Raw genomic sequence first — 13426 nt, 5'->3', positions numbered from 1 at the left:
CCGCCCATGCAGACGCGCACCGTCGACACCGTCGACTACCACACCGGAGGGGAGCCCTTCCGCATCGTCGTCGACCCGCCGGTTCCGATCCCCGGCGAGTCCGTCGCCGACCGCCGGCACCGGGCGGGCAAGGACCCCGCCGTGGACGGGCTGCGGAAGCTGCTCTGCCTCGAACCCCGCGGCCACGCCGACATGTTCGGCGGTTTCCTCACTCCGCCCGATGACGCGGGCGCCGATTTCGGTGTCCTGTTCTGGCACAAGGACGGCTTCTCGGCCGCCTGCGGGCACGGCGCGATCGCACTCGGCGTGTGGGCCGTCGAGAGCGGCCGTGTCGTGGCCGACCCGACGGGCGTCACGGACGTGACGATCGACGTCCCGTCCGGCCGGGTCGTGGCCCGGGTCCGTACCGAGGCCGGGCAGGTGACCGGGGTCGACTTCGTCAGCGTCCCCAGTTACCTGCTGGCCGCCGATGTCGAGGTCGGGACCAGCCGAGGGCGCGTCCGCGTCGACATCGGCTACGGCGGCTCCATCTACGCCCAGCTGCGGGCCGCCGACGTGGGTCTCAGCGTCGAGCCCGGCCGGGCCGGCGAGCTCATCGCCATCGGCCGGGAGGTGAAGTCGCTGCTCGGCGCGACGCAGTACGCACAGCACCCGACGGACCCCCGGCTCAGCGGGATCTACGGAACGATCCTCTACGACGAGCTCGGCGAGACCGCGGACGGCGACCTGCACCAGCGCAACGCGACCGTCTTCGCGGACGGCGAGCTGGACCGGTCGCCCTGCGGGTCGGGCTCGGGATCCCGGGTGGCGGTGCTCGCGGCCCGCGGCGCGCTCAAGCCCGGTCAGAGACTGGTGCACGACTCGATCGTGGGGTCGCGGTTCATCTGCGCCGTCACCGGTGAGACCACGGTGGGCACCTTCGACGCGGTCATTCCCACCGTGACCGGCATGGCCTACCGTTACGGATCGAGCCGGTTCACGGTCGATCCCCGCGACCCCCTCGTACCCGGGTTCGTGCTCCGGTGACCGCCATCAGGAACCTGCCGATCCTCTCGGCGGAGGACATCGAGCGGGCCCTGACGCGGGGTCAGGCTGCGGACGCGATCACCCGGGCGCTCCGGGCCGGACTCGATCCGGGCCGCGACCCGGCTCGAACGGCGGTCGAGCTGGCCGGTGGCCAGTTCCTGCTCATGCCCTCGGAGACGGCATCCTTCGTCGGCCTCAAGGCCGCGACGGTGGCCCCGGGCAATCCGAGTCGCGGCCTGCCCCGGATCCAGGCCACCTACCTGCTGTTCGACGCCGAGACGCTGGGCCTGCGGGCGATTCTCGACGGGACCGCGGTGACGAACCTCCGTACGCCGGCCGTCTCCGTCGCGGCGGTCTCCCCGGCGCTCTCCCGGTTCACCCGGCCGGTCGAGTTGGTGGTCTTTGGCGCCGGTCCCCAGGCGACCGGCCACGTGCAGGCGCTCGAAGCCTGCGGCCGGGTCGAGCCGGCCGACGTCACGTACGTGGTCCGCGAACCGGAGCGAGCCCGCGAACACCTTCCCCCACGCGCCCGCGTCGTCGCCGCCGCGGACGCGTCCGTGGACACCCGGCTCGAACGGGCGGACGTGGTGGTGTGCGCGACCGGCGCCCGCAGCCCGCTGTTCGACTCCCGGCACCTGGCCGACGGCGCGGTCGTGATCGCGGTCGGGTCCCACCAGCCTGAGGCCCGCGAGCTGGACGGTCCGCTGTTGGGCCGGGCCGAGGTCGTCGTCGAGGACGTGGGCACGGCGATGCGCGAGGCCGGCGACGTCGTCCTGGCCGTGCGCGACGGCCACCTCCGCGCCGACGAGCTGATCCCGATGGCCGACCTCGTACGAGGCAGCCGAACGCCCGACCCGCACCGGACCCTCGTCTTCAAGAGCGTGGGCATGGCCTGGCAGGACCTGGTGGTCGCCGAAGCGGTCCTGGCGCCGACGCTGCAGTAGAACCCAATGGCCGCAGAGCGGAGCCGGATGCGCCGACACCGTGACTCCTGGTCGCGGGGGGCGGGTGGTGCACTGGTGGGCTCAGTGCTGCACGACGGTGCACTGCCCGTTGGAGAACATCGGAGTGGTGTCGACCGGAAGTCCGGGGTCGGGGTTGACGATGATGTCGGAGCTCTGGGTGATGGACGCCTCGCAGTTGTCGAGGGCGGGCTCGGGCTGCGAGCTCGCCGGGCCCATCCACAGGTCGACGTGGTACACGCCGTTCTGCCAGTCGGAGCTGCACTCGGCGCAGCCGTCCTCCATGATGAAGTACTTCTGGAGGTACGGGACGTAGATGCGCGTGCCGGGGGCGAACTCGCCCTGGTCGGTGGCGAACGTCGTGGGCTGGTCGTAGGTGCCGAGATCCTCAGTGGCCTGGCTGTGGATCTGAGGGTAGGCGATCACGGCGGTGCCGAAGTGGCCGTTGCCGTCGTCGTTGTCGTTGTAGCCGTACGAGGTCACGTTGACGTTGATGGTCTGACTGTTCGCGGCCCGGACTGCGGCGCTGGTGGCCGGTCGCGGAGCAGGTCCGTGTGCCGACGCCGATGCGGCCGGTACCGCGACGGCGACCGGGAATGCGATGGCGGCGGCCAGCAACGGTGACCTCAGGCGTTTGCGCATGGAATGTCCTGCCCTTCCTGGTGACGCGACGGGGTGGCGCGTGGCGGTGCGGACCGTCCAGTAAGTTAGGAAAGCTTCCTAATAAGGACCGCACTGCGGACTGTACTGAACACGTCAATCGGGGTCAAGCACGCGTATTTCAGGTTGATAACGGTAAAAATTCGGGCAAAGCTGTCCTAGGGGCATGCGATGCCCAGGGCGACTCCCGCGACACGCACGAGGTGACAGGGACGGCGAGCCATGACGCAGAGCGGTGACAGCCCGACCCCGCAGCCGGATTACCCGTTCGACGAGACAGCTACCGCCCGTGCCACGGTGAACGCGTCCGGAGCCGTTGCCGACTGGAACGCGGGCGCCCGGCGGCTGCTGGGGTGGGCGCGCGAGGAGGTCGTCGGCAGGCCCGCCGTCGACCTGCTTGCTGATGGTCAGGAGGCCGCAGGGCCGACGGCGGGCGCCACCCGGTGGGACGGCACCGTGGTCCTGCGCCACCGCGACGGCCGTGACGTACCGGTGCGGCTGCTGGCTCACCGCACGGACCCGGGCACGACCTCCGGCGGTGCATGGCTGCTGGTCAGCGCGTTGCCGCGGTCCGGTTCTGACGTCCGGCCGCCGGAGGACGTCCCTCGGTGGGCTTTCGTGCGTTCGCCCTGCCCGGTCGCGATCTACGACACCGAACTGCGGCTGCTCGCGGTGAACGCGGCGATGGCCGGTGTCATCGGGCTGCCCGAGGAGCAGATCCGCGGTCTGCGGATTCCGGAGATCGGCGGCAAGCCGCAGAGCGCGGAACTCGAACAGCAGATGCTGCGTGTCCTGGCCACCGGTGAACGGCTCGACGTGGAGACCTTTATGCGCACCGGGGGAGAGGCGCGCGAACACGCCTGGTCGGCGCACCTGACGCCGCTCACCGATGACCGGGGGACGGTCCACGGGGTCTGTCTCACCGCCCATGACATCACCGAGACCTACCTCGGTCGGCGCAGGCTGCAACTGGTCAACGACGCGAGCGTGCGCATCGGCACCACGTTGGACATCACCCGCACGGCCGAGGAGCTCACCGAGGTCTGCGTGCCCCATCTGGCGGACTTCGTCACCGTGGACCTGCTGGACCTGCTGGACCGCGACGATGTCGGCGAGGCCCACGTGGTGGCGCCGTCGGCGGACGTCGTCCTCAGACGTGTGGCCCAGCTGTCCGTCACTCCAGGCTGTCCGGAGGCCGCGATCGACCTCGGGAGCACGGGCGCCTACGCGCCGTCCTCCCCGCATGCCCGCTGCCTGGCCGTCGGCCGACCGGTGATCCAGGCGCTGGGGAAGCACGGAGCGCACGACTGGCCCGAGCCGGACTCGCCGCGGGCCCGGGTGGTCGAGGAGTACGGGCTGCACAGCGTCATGGCCGTGCCGGTCCTGGCCCGCGGGGTCACCCTCGGCGTCGCCGTCTTCTACCGTCACCGGCACCCCGAACCCTTCGTTCCCGACGACGTGCTGCTCGCCGAGGAGATCACCGCCCGGGCCGCCGTGTGCATCGACAACGCCCGCCGTTTCACCCGCGAGCGCGGGACCGCCCTGGCTCTCCAGCGCAGCCTGCTGCCGCAGTCCCTGCCCCGCCCCGCCGCGGTCGAGGTGGCCTCCCGCTATCTGCCGGCCGCGCCGCACGCCGGCATCGGCGGTGACTGGTTCGACGTCATCCCGCTGTCCGGCTTGCGGGTCGCCCTGGTCGTCGGCGACGTGGTCGGGCACGGCATCCAGGCGTCGGCGACCATGGGGCGGCTGCGCACCGCCGTACGAACCCTCGCCGATGTCGATCTGCCCCCGGACGAACTGCTCACCCACCTGGACGACCTCGTCATCCGGCTGTCCCAGGAGACCGACGTCGGCCGGCCCGCCGGCGACGTCGGAGCCACCTGCCTCTATGCGGTGTACGACCCGATCTCCCGGACCTGCGCGATGGCCGCGGCCGGGCACCCCACACCCGCGCTCGCCCTGCCCGACGGCACGGTCGAGTTCATCGACATCCCGGTGGGCCCGCCGCTGGGCGTCGGGGGCCTGCCCTTCGAAGCCGTCGAGCGGGAGCTTCCCGAAGGCGCCCTGCTCGCCCTCTACACCGACGGGCTGATCGAGGACCGCCTCCGCGACATCGACGAGGGCCGCGCCGCGCTCGCCGAGGCGCTCGGCCGCCCGGCCGGCACGCTGGACAGCATCTGCCAGACGGTCCTGGACAAACTGTGCCCGGCGTCCGGAGCCCGCGACGACATCGCCCTCCTGCTGGCCAGGACCAGGGTCCTGGACGCGTCCCGGGTGGCGGACTGGGAGGTCGAGGCCGACCCCGCGGCCGTGTCCCGGATCCGCCATCTGGTCACCGACCAGCTCGGCGCCTGGCGGCTGGACGAACTCGTCTTCACCACGGAACTCGTGGTCAGCGAACTCGTCACCAACGCGATCCGGCACGCCGCCCCGCCGATCCGGCTGCGCCTGATCCACGACGCCACCCTGATCTGCGAGGTCTCCGACTCCAGCAGCACCGCGCCGCACCTGCGCCGGGCCCGTACCTACGACGAGGGCGGTCGCGGCCTGCTGCTGGTCGCCCAGCTCACCCAGCGCTGGGGCAGCCGCCACCACGCCAGAGGCAAGACGATCTGGGCGGAGCAGTCCCTGCCCGGGTGAGCAGAGACCGGCCCCGCCCCTACTGGCGTTACTACCGGAAGGAGTTGAGGTACGCCTCGGTCGGCGAGCCGACGCCGGTCGCGTTGTCGAAGCCCTTGGTCGCGGCAAGACCGTAGTCACGACCGAAGGCGACCAGGCGGACCCGGAGGCTGCCGCTGACGACGCCCATGTCCGCGACCGCGTTCAGCGGCTGCTGGCCCTTGCCCAGCGTGTGGTTGACCACGTCGGTGAAGGACTTGCTGCCGAATCGCTCGTAGAGCTCCGGGTTGGCGAAGCCGATCGGGCGGCCGTGGCGGGCCTGGATCGCGTCGGCCTGGATGCCGCTGAACTCCGGGGCGGAGACGCTGGTGCCGCCGTAGCCGCCCTCGCTGTAGGGCGCGCCGTCGGACATGCCGACCAGGACCGAGGTGTAGAGGTCGCCGTTCATGGCGACGTCCGGGGTGACCCGCTGCGCGGTCTTGCTGGTCGCGCCGGTCATCAGGGTGTGCGACAGCGTGCTGGGGACGACCGGACCCTGGTACCACGGCTGGGCGAAGTCCTCGCTGGTGCCACCGCCGCCGCCGAAGAAGAACTTGCCGGGGAACGGGGTCCACGACTTGCCGTCCGCGCTCAGCACGGAGCGCTGGGTGCCCATGTCGGTCTCGAAGCCGTAGGAGCCCTTCTTGTCGGAGACCGCCAGCGCGGTGCCGCCGACATCGGTCACCCAGCTGTCCGAGGACGGGAACCCGGTCTGCGCGCGGGTGCTGGTCGGGTCGCAGTTGGCCCCGGTGGCCGCGGCGGCCGGGGACTCGTCGCCGCAGTCGCCGGACGAGAAGTCGAACCCGATGCCCTCGACCGCGCCCTGCTGGAAGATCTGCTCGTACGCGGCGACCTGCGCCGGGGTCTCGTCACCCGAGGTCGAGTGCATCAGACCGGACCACGAGTTGGAGACCACGTCGGCCAGGTGCTTGTCGACGACCGTGCTCAGCGCCGCCAACAGGTCCTGGTCCGAGCAGGAGTTGGCGCCCACGTAGACGACACCGGCGTCCGGGGCCATCCCGTGCACCATCTCGACGTCCAGCGACTCCTCGCCGGCCCAGCCTGCGGCGCCGCCGCACCCGTCCTTGGGGCCCGTCTTGGTCCACGCGGCGGGGTCGACCACCTCGGTGTACTGGCCACTGCGGAAGGCCTTGTCGCCGTGGGCGGTGGCGAAGCGGTTGGCGTCGGCCAGCATGGTGGAGGAGCCGTAGGCGTCCACGATCGCGACCCGGGCGCCCTTGCCGGTGAGGCCGGAGGCGGTCACGCCGTAGGCCTTGCGCAGCTGGGCGGGGACGAAGGAGCACTGGTCGAAGCTGGTCTTCGCGGTGTAGCCCTTGGGCGCTCCGCTGACCGTCTTCTGGCCCCAGTAGTCGGAGCAGGTCGCCACCGTGGGGAGACCGGGCTTGGGCTTCGCCTTGCCGTCGGTGGTCCGCGCCTCGGACGCGTTCACCGAGATGGACTGCGGACGCACGTGCGGGGCGTTCTGGCTGAGGCCCGTCACACCGAGGATCGCGCTCGCGACGGACGCGGGCAGCACGGCGTCGCTGCTGGGGGCCTGGCGCAGTTCGCCCTGGACGGCGTACTCGTGCAGGTGGGTGCCGAAGGCCCGATTCACCGCGGCGGCGGTGCCGTGTACGTCGACGTAGTGGGCGCTGCTGCCGGCGATCTGCAGGCCCGCACCGGTCGCCCAGGCGTGCACGGCCGCGATCTGGGCCGGGGTCGCACCGAAGCGTTGCTGCACCTGAGCGGGCGACAGGAACCGCCCGTACTGTGCGGAGCCGGCGGTGGAGACGGCCTTGGCGTAGGCGGCCAAGCCTGCCGGGTCCTGTCCGGCCAGGTAGACACGGGCCGTGAGCTGCGCGCTCGACGGTGTCGCGCCCTTGTCGGCCGAGGGGGCGGCCCACTGCGGGCTGGTGCCGAGCAGGGTCCGCGCGGAAGGGGCGGCGACCGAGGCCTGGGAGGACGGGGCCAGGACCATCGCGCCTGCGACCATGGCGAGCGAAACGGAGGTGATGGCCGCTATCCGGCGGCGGCGGTTGCGCGAGGGCAGGGCGTCGGAAATGACGACTCCAAGGATGAGTTCACGACGAGGGCGAGGATGACCTGGCACGTGCGATGAAATTCCGGGTGCGGACATCCGTGCTGATATGTACACGCGGATGGAATGCCCGGGCAAGTGTTTTGTGATAATCCGCATATCCATGGCCGGATGGGGCGGAAAGGGAGGAGCGGGGTAAGAATCCGGCCTCTCGCGCCGCGTGCGGCGGACCGTGTCCCACCAGTCGGGGGTGGAGCCCGAGGGTCTGGAAAATGGCTCCCACCTGCCACTATTCTCCTGCGAATGCCGGTTCGGCCGGGGTCGGACGGGACCGCGACCCCCCATTCGGTCTGTCCATCCCCCGATCGACGCGTGTGTGCCCACCTCTCGGGGGTTTCCCGGAGTTCCGGGGTGCTGCAGAATGGCCGCGGCATTCGGAATTTCCGCCGGCCCCGTGAAGCCCGTGGGATTCAGATCCGGATGCTGAGCGGAATTCCGCGCGAATTCCCGGCCGATGTGTGGCGGCGGTTCCCGCGCAGGCGGCGCGTGTGGTCCGGACCGCTGCCACTTGTCCTCGAGCGTGCCGGTCGGCGAAAGTGAAGCACGATCACTTCCTTGGAGGCGGCCTCGTGCACGATCCCGACTGGCAGCCGGACATCCTCGGCGACGGCTACCGCAGCCACACGCTCGATCTGGGCGCCGACCCTGACGGCGAGGGTGCAGTCGCCGCGGTCCTCGTACAGCGCGAGCCCCGAGTGGACGAAGCCGTGCGGGGGGCGGTGCTGTACGTGCACGGCTTCTCCGACTACTTCTTCCAGACCGAGCTGGCCGACTTCGCTGCCGCCCGCGGCCTGGCCTTCTATGCGCTGGACCTGCGCAAGTGCGGCCGCGCCCGGCGCCCCGGGCAGACCCCGCACTACGTGTCGGACCTCAGCCTGTACGACGCCGAGCTGGAACAGTCCCTGGCCGTGGTCGCCGCCGTGCACTCCGGCCTGCCTGTGGTCCTCGCCGCGCACTCCACCGGCGGCCTGGTTCTGCCGCTGTGGCTGGACCGCCGGCGCGCCGCCGGACGCGTCGCACCGGTTGCGGGGCTGGTCCTGAACAGTCCCTGGTTCGACCTCCAGGGAAAGCCGGTGCAGCGCGGGTTGCTCACCCAGGCGCTGCGCGCGGTCGCGAAGATCGCGCCACTGCGCCCGCTCAAACTGCCGACGAGCGTGTACGGCGAGACGCTGCACATCGACGCCCGCGGCGAGTGGGAGTTCGACCTCGCCATGAAGCCGCTGGAGGGCTTCCCGGTCACCCCCGGCTGGCTCAATGCCATCCGCCGGGGCCACGCCCACCTGCACCGCGGCCTCGACATCGGCCTCCCCTCCCTGGTGCTGCGCTCCGACCGCACGCACTACGAGACGGTCTACTCCGAACTGAGCGACCGCGCCGACGCCGTGCTCGATGTCGCCCAGATCGCCCGCTGGGCCGGCTGCCTCGGCGCCGAGACCACCGTCGTCCCGATCCCGGGCGCCCGCCACGACGTGTTCCTCTCCCAGGCCGAGCCGCGGGAACGCGCCTATACCGCCGTCGGCACCTGGCTCGACCGACAGCAACTCTCCGGCGTGACCCAGGTCGCGAACACGACCGTCGCCGGCCCTTGACCACCAGGTCCGGCCTGACCGGCCTCCTCCCTTGGCAGGGAAGGAAGTTACCTCCTGGCCGCCGTTCTCGATCAGGACCGACCGCCGCTAGGATCCGCTTGGGGTGGCTCAGATACGTCTGAGGGCGGGAGGAAGCGTGGAACGGATGAGGCATGGGCTGCCTGACGGGATGTCGCCGGAGGCGGTTCGGCTCGTCGAGGAGTTGCGCGCGCTGCGCAAGGGCAGCCGGCTGACGCTCACGGAACTGGGGTCACGTACCCACTACAGCAAGTCCTCGTGGGAGCGCTGGCTCAACGGTCATCGGCTGCCCCCGCTGCAGGCCGTCGAGCGATTACTCGACGCCGTCGGCGCGGATGACCGCGACCGGGTGCTGCTGCTGTGGGCACAGGCCGACGCCGAGCATGCGGTTCCGCGTTCTGAGCCGCAGCCGCAGATCGGCGAAGTCCCGGCAGCGGCAGACGAACCGGCTGCGAATGCACAGGATGGCCAGGGCGAGACAGGCCGCCGCGGTTGGTCACACCGGCGTCGGCTCAGTCTGACCGCGATCGGCGCCGTCACGGTCGCCGGCGTCGTCGCGTCCGTGGTCTCCAACCTCCCCACCGCACACACGCCGGCAGGCGCAGTCGGCGGCACCGCGTCCGCGACGAACGCCGTGGAACCGCTGTCGGCCCCGGACTGCCGTGCCGCCGGCTGCGCCGCGCGGGACCCTCAGGCGGAGAGGTGCGGTGCCGACGCCAGAACCATCGCGATGACCGCCATCGCCGGGGCCTACATCTACGTGCGCTACAGCCCCGCGTGCCAGTCGGCCTGGGCTCGGATGACCGACGCCGCCGCAGGCGACACCATCCAGATCCTCGACCCCGCTCATGCTCAGTCCTACCGGATCCGCTACGGACTCGACGGGTTCTCCCCGATGATCGACGCGTCCCACGGCGACTGGGTCCGCGCCTGCGGTGCCACCCCGCTGGGCTCCGGCTGCACCGACGTGATCACCGATCCGGCCACAGCCGTCCCGGTGACCGCCGCGCGTCCGGCCCTCCCCTCCTCGGCGAGCACGGGTCGTTGACCTCGTCACCGGCCGGTGCTCACTGCGGCGCGCGCTGCGCGCAGCACGTTGCTCCACTGCGCCCGGGCACGCTGGAGCTGTGTGGCGTCGACGTCGATCAGGTGCTGCTGGTGGGACGCGGTGACCTCCGCGAAGATCTGGAGGTATCGGGTCTTCTGCTTGCACGTGACGTCGGTTTCCGCTGCAGCCTTCTCCGCGGGCGAGGGCGGGGCCAGTTGTGCACCGGCCGGCACCGGCAGGCCGCGGCCGAGCAGTGACCTGTCGTGGCCGGGGGCGAGCGGGTCGGTGTAGCGATAGCCGGCGGCGGCCATGCACGCACTCCACCGAGTGTCCGCCGAGGTGACCCGGGCGTCGCTGTACACCTCGGTGAGTGCTCGCGATCTGAGCTGCTGAACGAGTCCGAAGGCGGCATCCGCCTGCGACATCTGGAGCGCGTCGTATGCCTGGTGGGCGCAGCCGCCGGTGCCGTAGAAGGCGGCGAGCACGTTCGCGGGGACGCTGCTGGGGGTTGCGGTGCCCGTAGCCTTCGCGGCCTCCGGCATGCGGTAGCCGAACGCTTTGGCGTCGGCCATGTCGGCCACGCCGTAGTACACCAGGGACGGGGGGTTGACCGGCAGGAACCGGCCGCCGTATCCGTTCGGCAGGTCCAGCCCCCGGGCCCGCATGCATCGCTGTTCGACGGCGGTCGCAGCGCGGTAGATCAGCTCCTCGTTCCCGGTGCCGTCGTAGCCGTCGTAAGCGTCCAGAGGAAGCACCATGGAGCCGTCGGACAGGAGTTCCGCCCCGCCGCCGCGGAAGACGACCGAAGGAGCAGCAGCGACGGCAGAGGTGGCCGCGGGCGGCGCCGCTGCCGGGGTTCCCGTCCCGGTGGTGCCCCGGGCGCAGCCCGCAAGCCCGAGAACGACCGCCGCCAGCGCCACGACGAATCGCCCGGGCGCCCGTCCGCTGGATGGAACCATCGTGTTCTCCCTACTGCCCTGTTGTGCTCCGGCGGGTTCTGCCCCGTCGTGGGTGGGTGGGTGGGTGGGTGGCGCGGCCGGTCCGCCGCCGCGGTCGGCCGCGCCGGAACGTCGGGCTAGTGCCAGCGCTGCCAGGCGTCGCCATTGCCGTAGTTGCTGTTGGCGAACAGGTTGGTGGAGCTGAACCTGCCGTTGCCGCCCGGGCCGGTGCCGCCGTCGAGGAACAGCCCGGTCTGCTCGTCCTCCAGTGCCCAGCCGGTGGTCGTGGCGAGCTCGTGCCACTTCTGGTAGGTGTCGTTGTCGACGCCGTTGCTGTCCAGGAAGCAGCCGTGGACGTAGACGCTGCCGTAGCTGGTCCAGGCAGAGTTGCTGTCCAGGCAGCCGCCCCCATTCGTGTTCTGGGATTCCTCGACCCAGGTTCCGTCGCCCTGCTTGATGTCGGTCCACTTGGCGCAGACGGTGTAGACGCTGCAGTCGTTGCCGGGCGAGTTGTCGAGAACGGTGTAGGCGTTGCCCGGCTTCCCCGGGGTGCCGTTCTCGGAGACCAGGTAGTACCCGGTCCCGGCGTTCTTCCAGGTCACGTTGCCGGCAAAGGCCGGCCCGGCGGTTCCGGCGGCGACGGCGCCGATGACTGCCGCCACAGCGGTCAGGCGGGTCAGCCGCCTGTGTTGGCGGGTGCGACTGAGCATGAACTGCTTCCTCTCTGTGGGGCCGGCGGACCGGCCTCGGCCGGGCTGCGACGAAATCAACCCTGCCGACCTCCGGCATCCCTGGGGAAGGGCTGCTGAGCCGTGTGGGAAACCTGTGGGAATTCCCACGACGCCGCGCGACACGACCGCTACCGTGCGCTGCCGCGCCGGCACGACGCCCCCGGCTCAGGCCGCCTTGTCGTGGGGCAGCGGGGCCGCGAGGATGAAGGGCTGACGGTGGATCAGCACACCGTCGTGGGAGCCGCGGAAAGGTGTGGGGGATGATGCGTGAGGTCGCCGTCGTCGGAGCGGGGCAGTCGGGACTGCACCTGGCACTGGCTCTGCAAGCGGACGGGCATCGGGTGACCGTCGTCTCCGAGCGCACGCCGGAGCAGATCCGGGCGGGCCAAGTGCTGTCGACGCAGGCCATGTTCGGGCCGGCCCGGGCCATCGAGCGGGCCGCGGGCCTCGCGCTGTGGGACGGCGCTGCTCCCGACACCATGGCCCTGCACGTGGTGGTCGGCGTCGACGCGAAGCCGGTGCTGACGATCGACGCCTCGCCGGGGGAGCCGGCCCACTCGGTGGACCAGCGGGTGAAGACGTCCGCCTGGCTGGAGCTGTTCGAGGAGCGCGGCGGCCGGGTGGAGTACCGCCGGGCGCGGCCCGACGACCTGGTCCGGCTCGCGGAACGGAACGAGGTGACGGTGGTCGCGGCCGGGCGCGGCGAGCTCGGCTCCGTGTTCGTGAGGGACGCGGCACGCAGCCGGTTCGAGGCCCCGCAGCGCGCCCTCGCCTGCGTGTACCTGCACGGGGTGGGCGCGCCCGCCGACGCCCCCGCCGGTGTGGGCGACCCGGCCAGGATCCATATCGTCCCCGGGGCGGGCGAGCTCGTCCTGCAGCCCGGGCTGACGCTGACCGGCACCTGCGTGATCCTGCTCTGGGAGGCCGTCCCCGGAGGACCCCTGGACGTCTTCGGCGACAGCCCCGCCCCTGCCGAGATGCTGCGCCGCTCCCAGGAGCTGATCCGTCGTCATGTCCCGTGGGAGTACGAGGCGGTGCTCGGCGCCGAGCCCACGGACGCCGGGGCCGCGCTCGTCGGGGCGATCACCCCGACCGTGCGCCACCCGGTCGCGCACCTCGGCGGGGACGGCACGGCCGTCCTCGGCATGGCCGACACGCTGGTCCTCAACGACCCGATCACCGCCCAGGGCGCCAACAACGCGGCCCGCTGCGCGAGCCTGTACGCCGACGCGGTGGCGGACCGCGCCGACCGCCCCTTCGACGAGCCGTGGATGCACGCCCTGTTCGCGCGGTACTGGGAACACGCCCGCCACACGGTGGACTTCACCACCGCCATGCTCGGACCGCTCCCCGACCACATCGGGCTCGCTTTCGCCCAGGCCGCCACCCATCCGCAGGTCGCTGCCCGCCTGGCCGACACCTACGCCGACCCGGCCGACTTCCCCCACTGGCTCGGCACCCCCGAGGCGACGACCCAGTACCTCGCCTCCCTGCCCGCCGCCCCGCTCTGACCGTTCGCTGCGGCGCCGGGTGACGGGGTTGCGCAAAAACGGGACGGTATCCGGCAGGTTCAGGGCATCTGCGAGCAGTGACCTGATTGATCGTAAAATATCGGTCTAGACCATTGACGTCGTGATTGGTATAGCCCAATTCTGGGACCCCCACGCGGGGCCGGGCCGGCGCAGCACCCTGGTGTGT

General features: G+C 71.5%; 10 protein-coding genes. 6 read left to right on the top strand and 4 right to left on the bottom strand.

All coding sequences use genetic code 11. From position 1 onward, the window contains the following. Positions 1-6 precede the first annotated feature (6 nt). Together ABH941_RS07750 and ABH941_RS07745 are read left to right on the top strand one after the other, a co-directional pair. Positions 7-1026 (top strand): proline racemase family protein, encoded by a 1020-nt coding sequence (locus ABH941_RS07750; RefSeq protein WP_370127864.1) that lies wholly within the window; start codon positions 7-9, stop codon positions 1024-1026. Further along, positions 1023-1970 carry an ornithine cyclodeaminase family protein gene (locus ABH941_RS07745; protein WP_370127863.1) on the top strand — a complete coding sequence of 316 codons (948 nt, stop codon included), beginning with the start codon at positions 1023-1025 and terminating at the stop codon, positions 1968-1970. The genes ABH941_RS07750 and ABH941_RS07745 overlap by 4 nt, the downstream gene beginning before the upstream one ends. A gap of 81 nt (positions 1971-2051) precedes the next feature. Here the strand turns inward: ABH941_RS07745 and ABH941_RS07740 are convergent, their stop codons facing one another. Continuing rightward, on the bottom strand, positions 2052-2630 hold the full coding sequence (locus tag ABH941_RS07740) for a hypothetical protein (protein WP_370127862.1): 579 nt from the start codon (positions 2628-2630) through the stop codon (positions 2052-2054). A gap of 240 nt (positions 2631-2870) precedes the next feature. Between ABH941_RS07740 and ABH941_RS07735 the strand changes: the two genes are divergently transcribed. Then, positions 2871-5288, top strand: a complete 2418-nt coding sequence (locus tag ABH941_RS07735; RefSeq protein ID WP_370127861.1) for a SpoIIE family protein phosphatase — start codon at positions 2871-2873, stop codon at positions 5286-5288. Positions 5289-5319: 31 nt separating this feature from the next. On the opposite strand, the gene ABH941_RS07730 is transcribed toward ABH941_RS07735, so the two are convergent. Next, positions 5320-7416 carry a protease pro-enzyme activation domain-containing protein gene (locus tag ABH941_RS07730; RefSeq protein ID WP_370127860.1) on the bottom strand — a complete coding sequence of 699 codons (2097 nt, stop codon included), beginning with the start codon at positions 7414-7416 and terminating at the stop codon, positions 5320-5322. Positions 7417-7973: 557 nt separating this feature from the next. Between ABH941_RS07730 and ABH941_RS07725 the strand changes: the two genes are divergently transcribed. Then, entirely contained in the window at positions 7974-8993 is a 1020-nt protein-coding gene (locus tag ABH941_RS07725; protein WP_370127859.1) for an alpha/beta hydrolase, read from the top strand. Between the two features lie 145 nt (positions 8994-9138). Beyond that, positions 9139-10059, top strand: a complete 921-nt coding sequence (locus ABH941_RS07720) for a helix-turn-helix domain-containing protein (RefSeq protein WP_370127858.1) — start codon at positions 9139-9141, stop codon at positions 10057-10059. Positions 10060-10064: 5 nt separating this feature from the next. Here the strand turns inward: ABH941_RS07720 and ABH941_RS07715 are convergent, their stop codons facing one another. Both ABH941_RS07715 and ABH941_RS07710 read right to left on the bottom strand, forming a co-directional pair. Beyond that, entirely contained in the window at positions 10065-11018 is a 954-nt protein-coding gene (locus ABH941_RS07715; RefSeq protein ID WP_370127857.1) for a hypothetical protein, read from the bottom strand. Positions 11019-11134: 116 nt separating this feature from the next. Beyond that, positions 11135-11707, bottom strand: a complete 573-nt coding sequence (locus ABH941_RS07710) for a hypothetical protein (protein WP_370127856.1) — start codon at positions 11705-11707, stop codon at positions 11135-11137. Positions 11708-11988: 281 nt separating this feature from the next. Between ABH941_RS07710 and ABH941_RS07705 the strand changes: the two genes are divergently transcribed. Next, positions 11989-13239, top strand: coding sequence for a styrene monooxygenase/indole monooxygenase family protein (locus ABH941_RS07705; RefSeq protein WP_370127855.1), 1251 nt, complete (start codon positions 11989-11991; stop codon positions 13237-13239). Positions 13240-13426: the final 187 nt, after the last annotated feature.

Source organism: Streptacidiphilus sp. EB103A (assembly GCF_041261405.1).
Taxonomy (GTDB): domain Bacteria; phylum Actinomycetota; class Actinomycetes; order Streptomycetales; family Streptomycetaceae; genus Streptacidiphilus.
The sequence above is the reverse complement of the archived record's forward strand: the minus strand, read 5'-3'. Positions and strand labels throughout refer to the sequence as shown.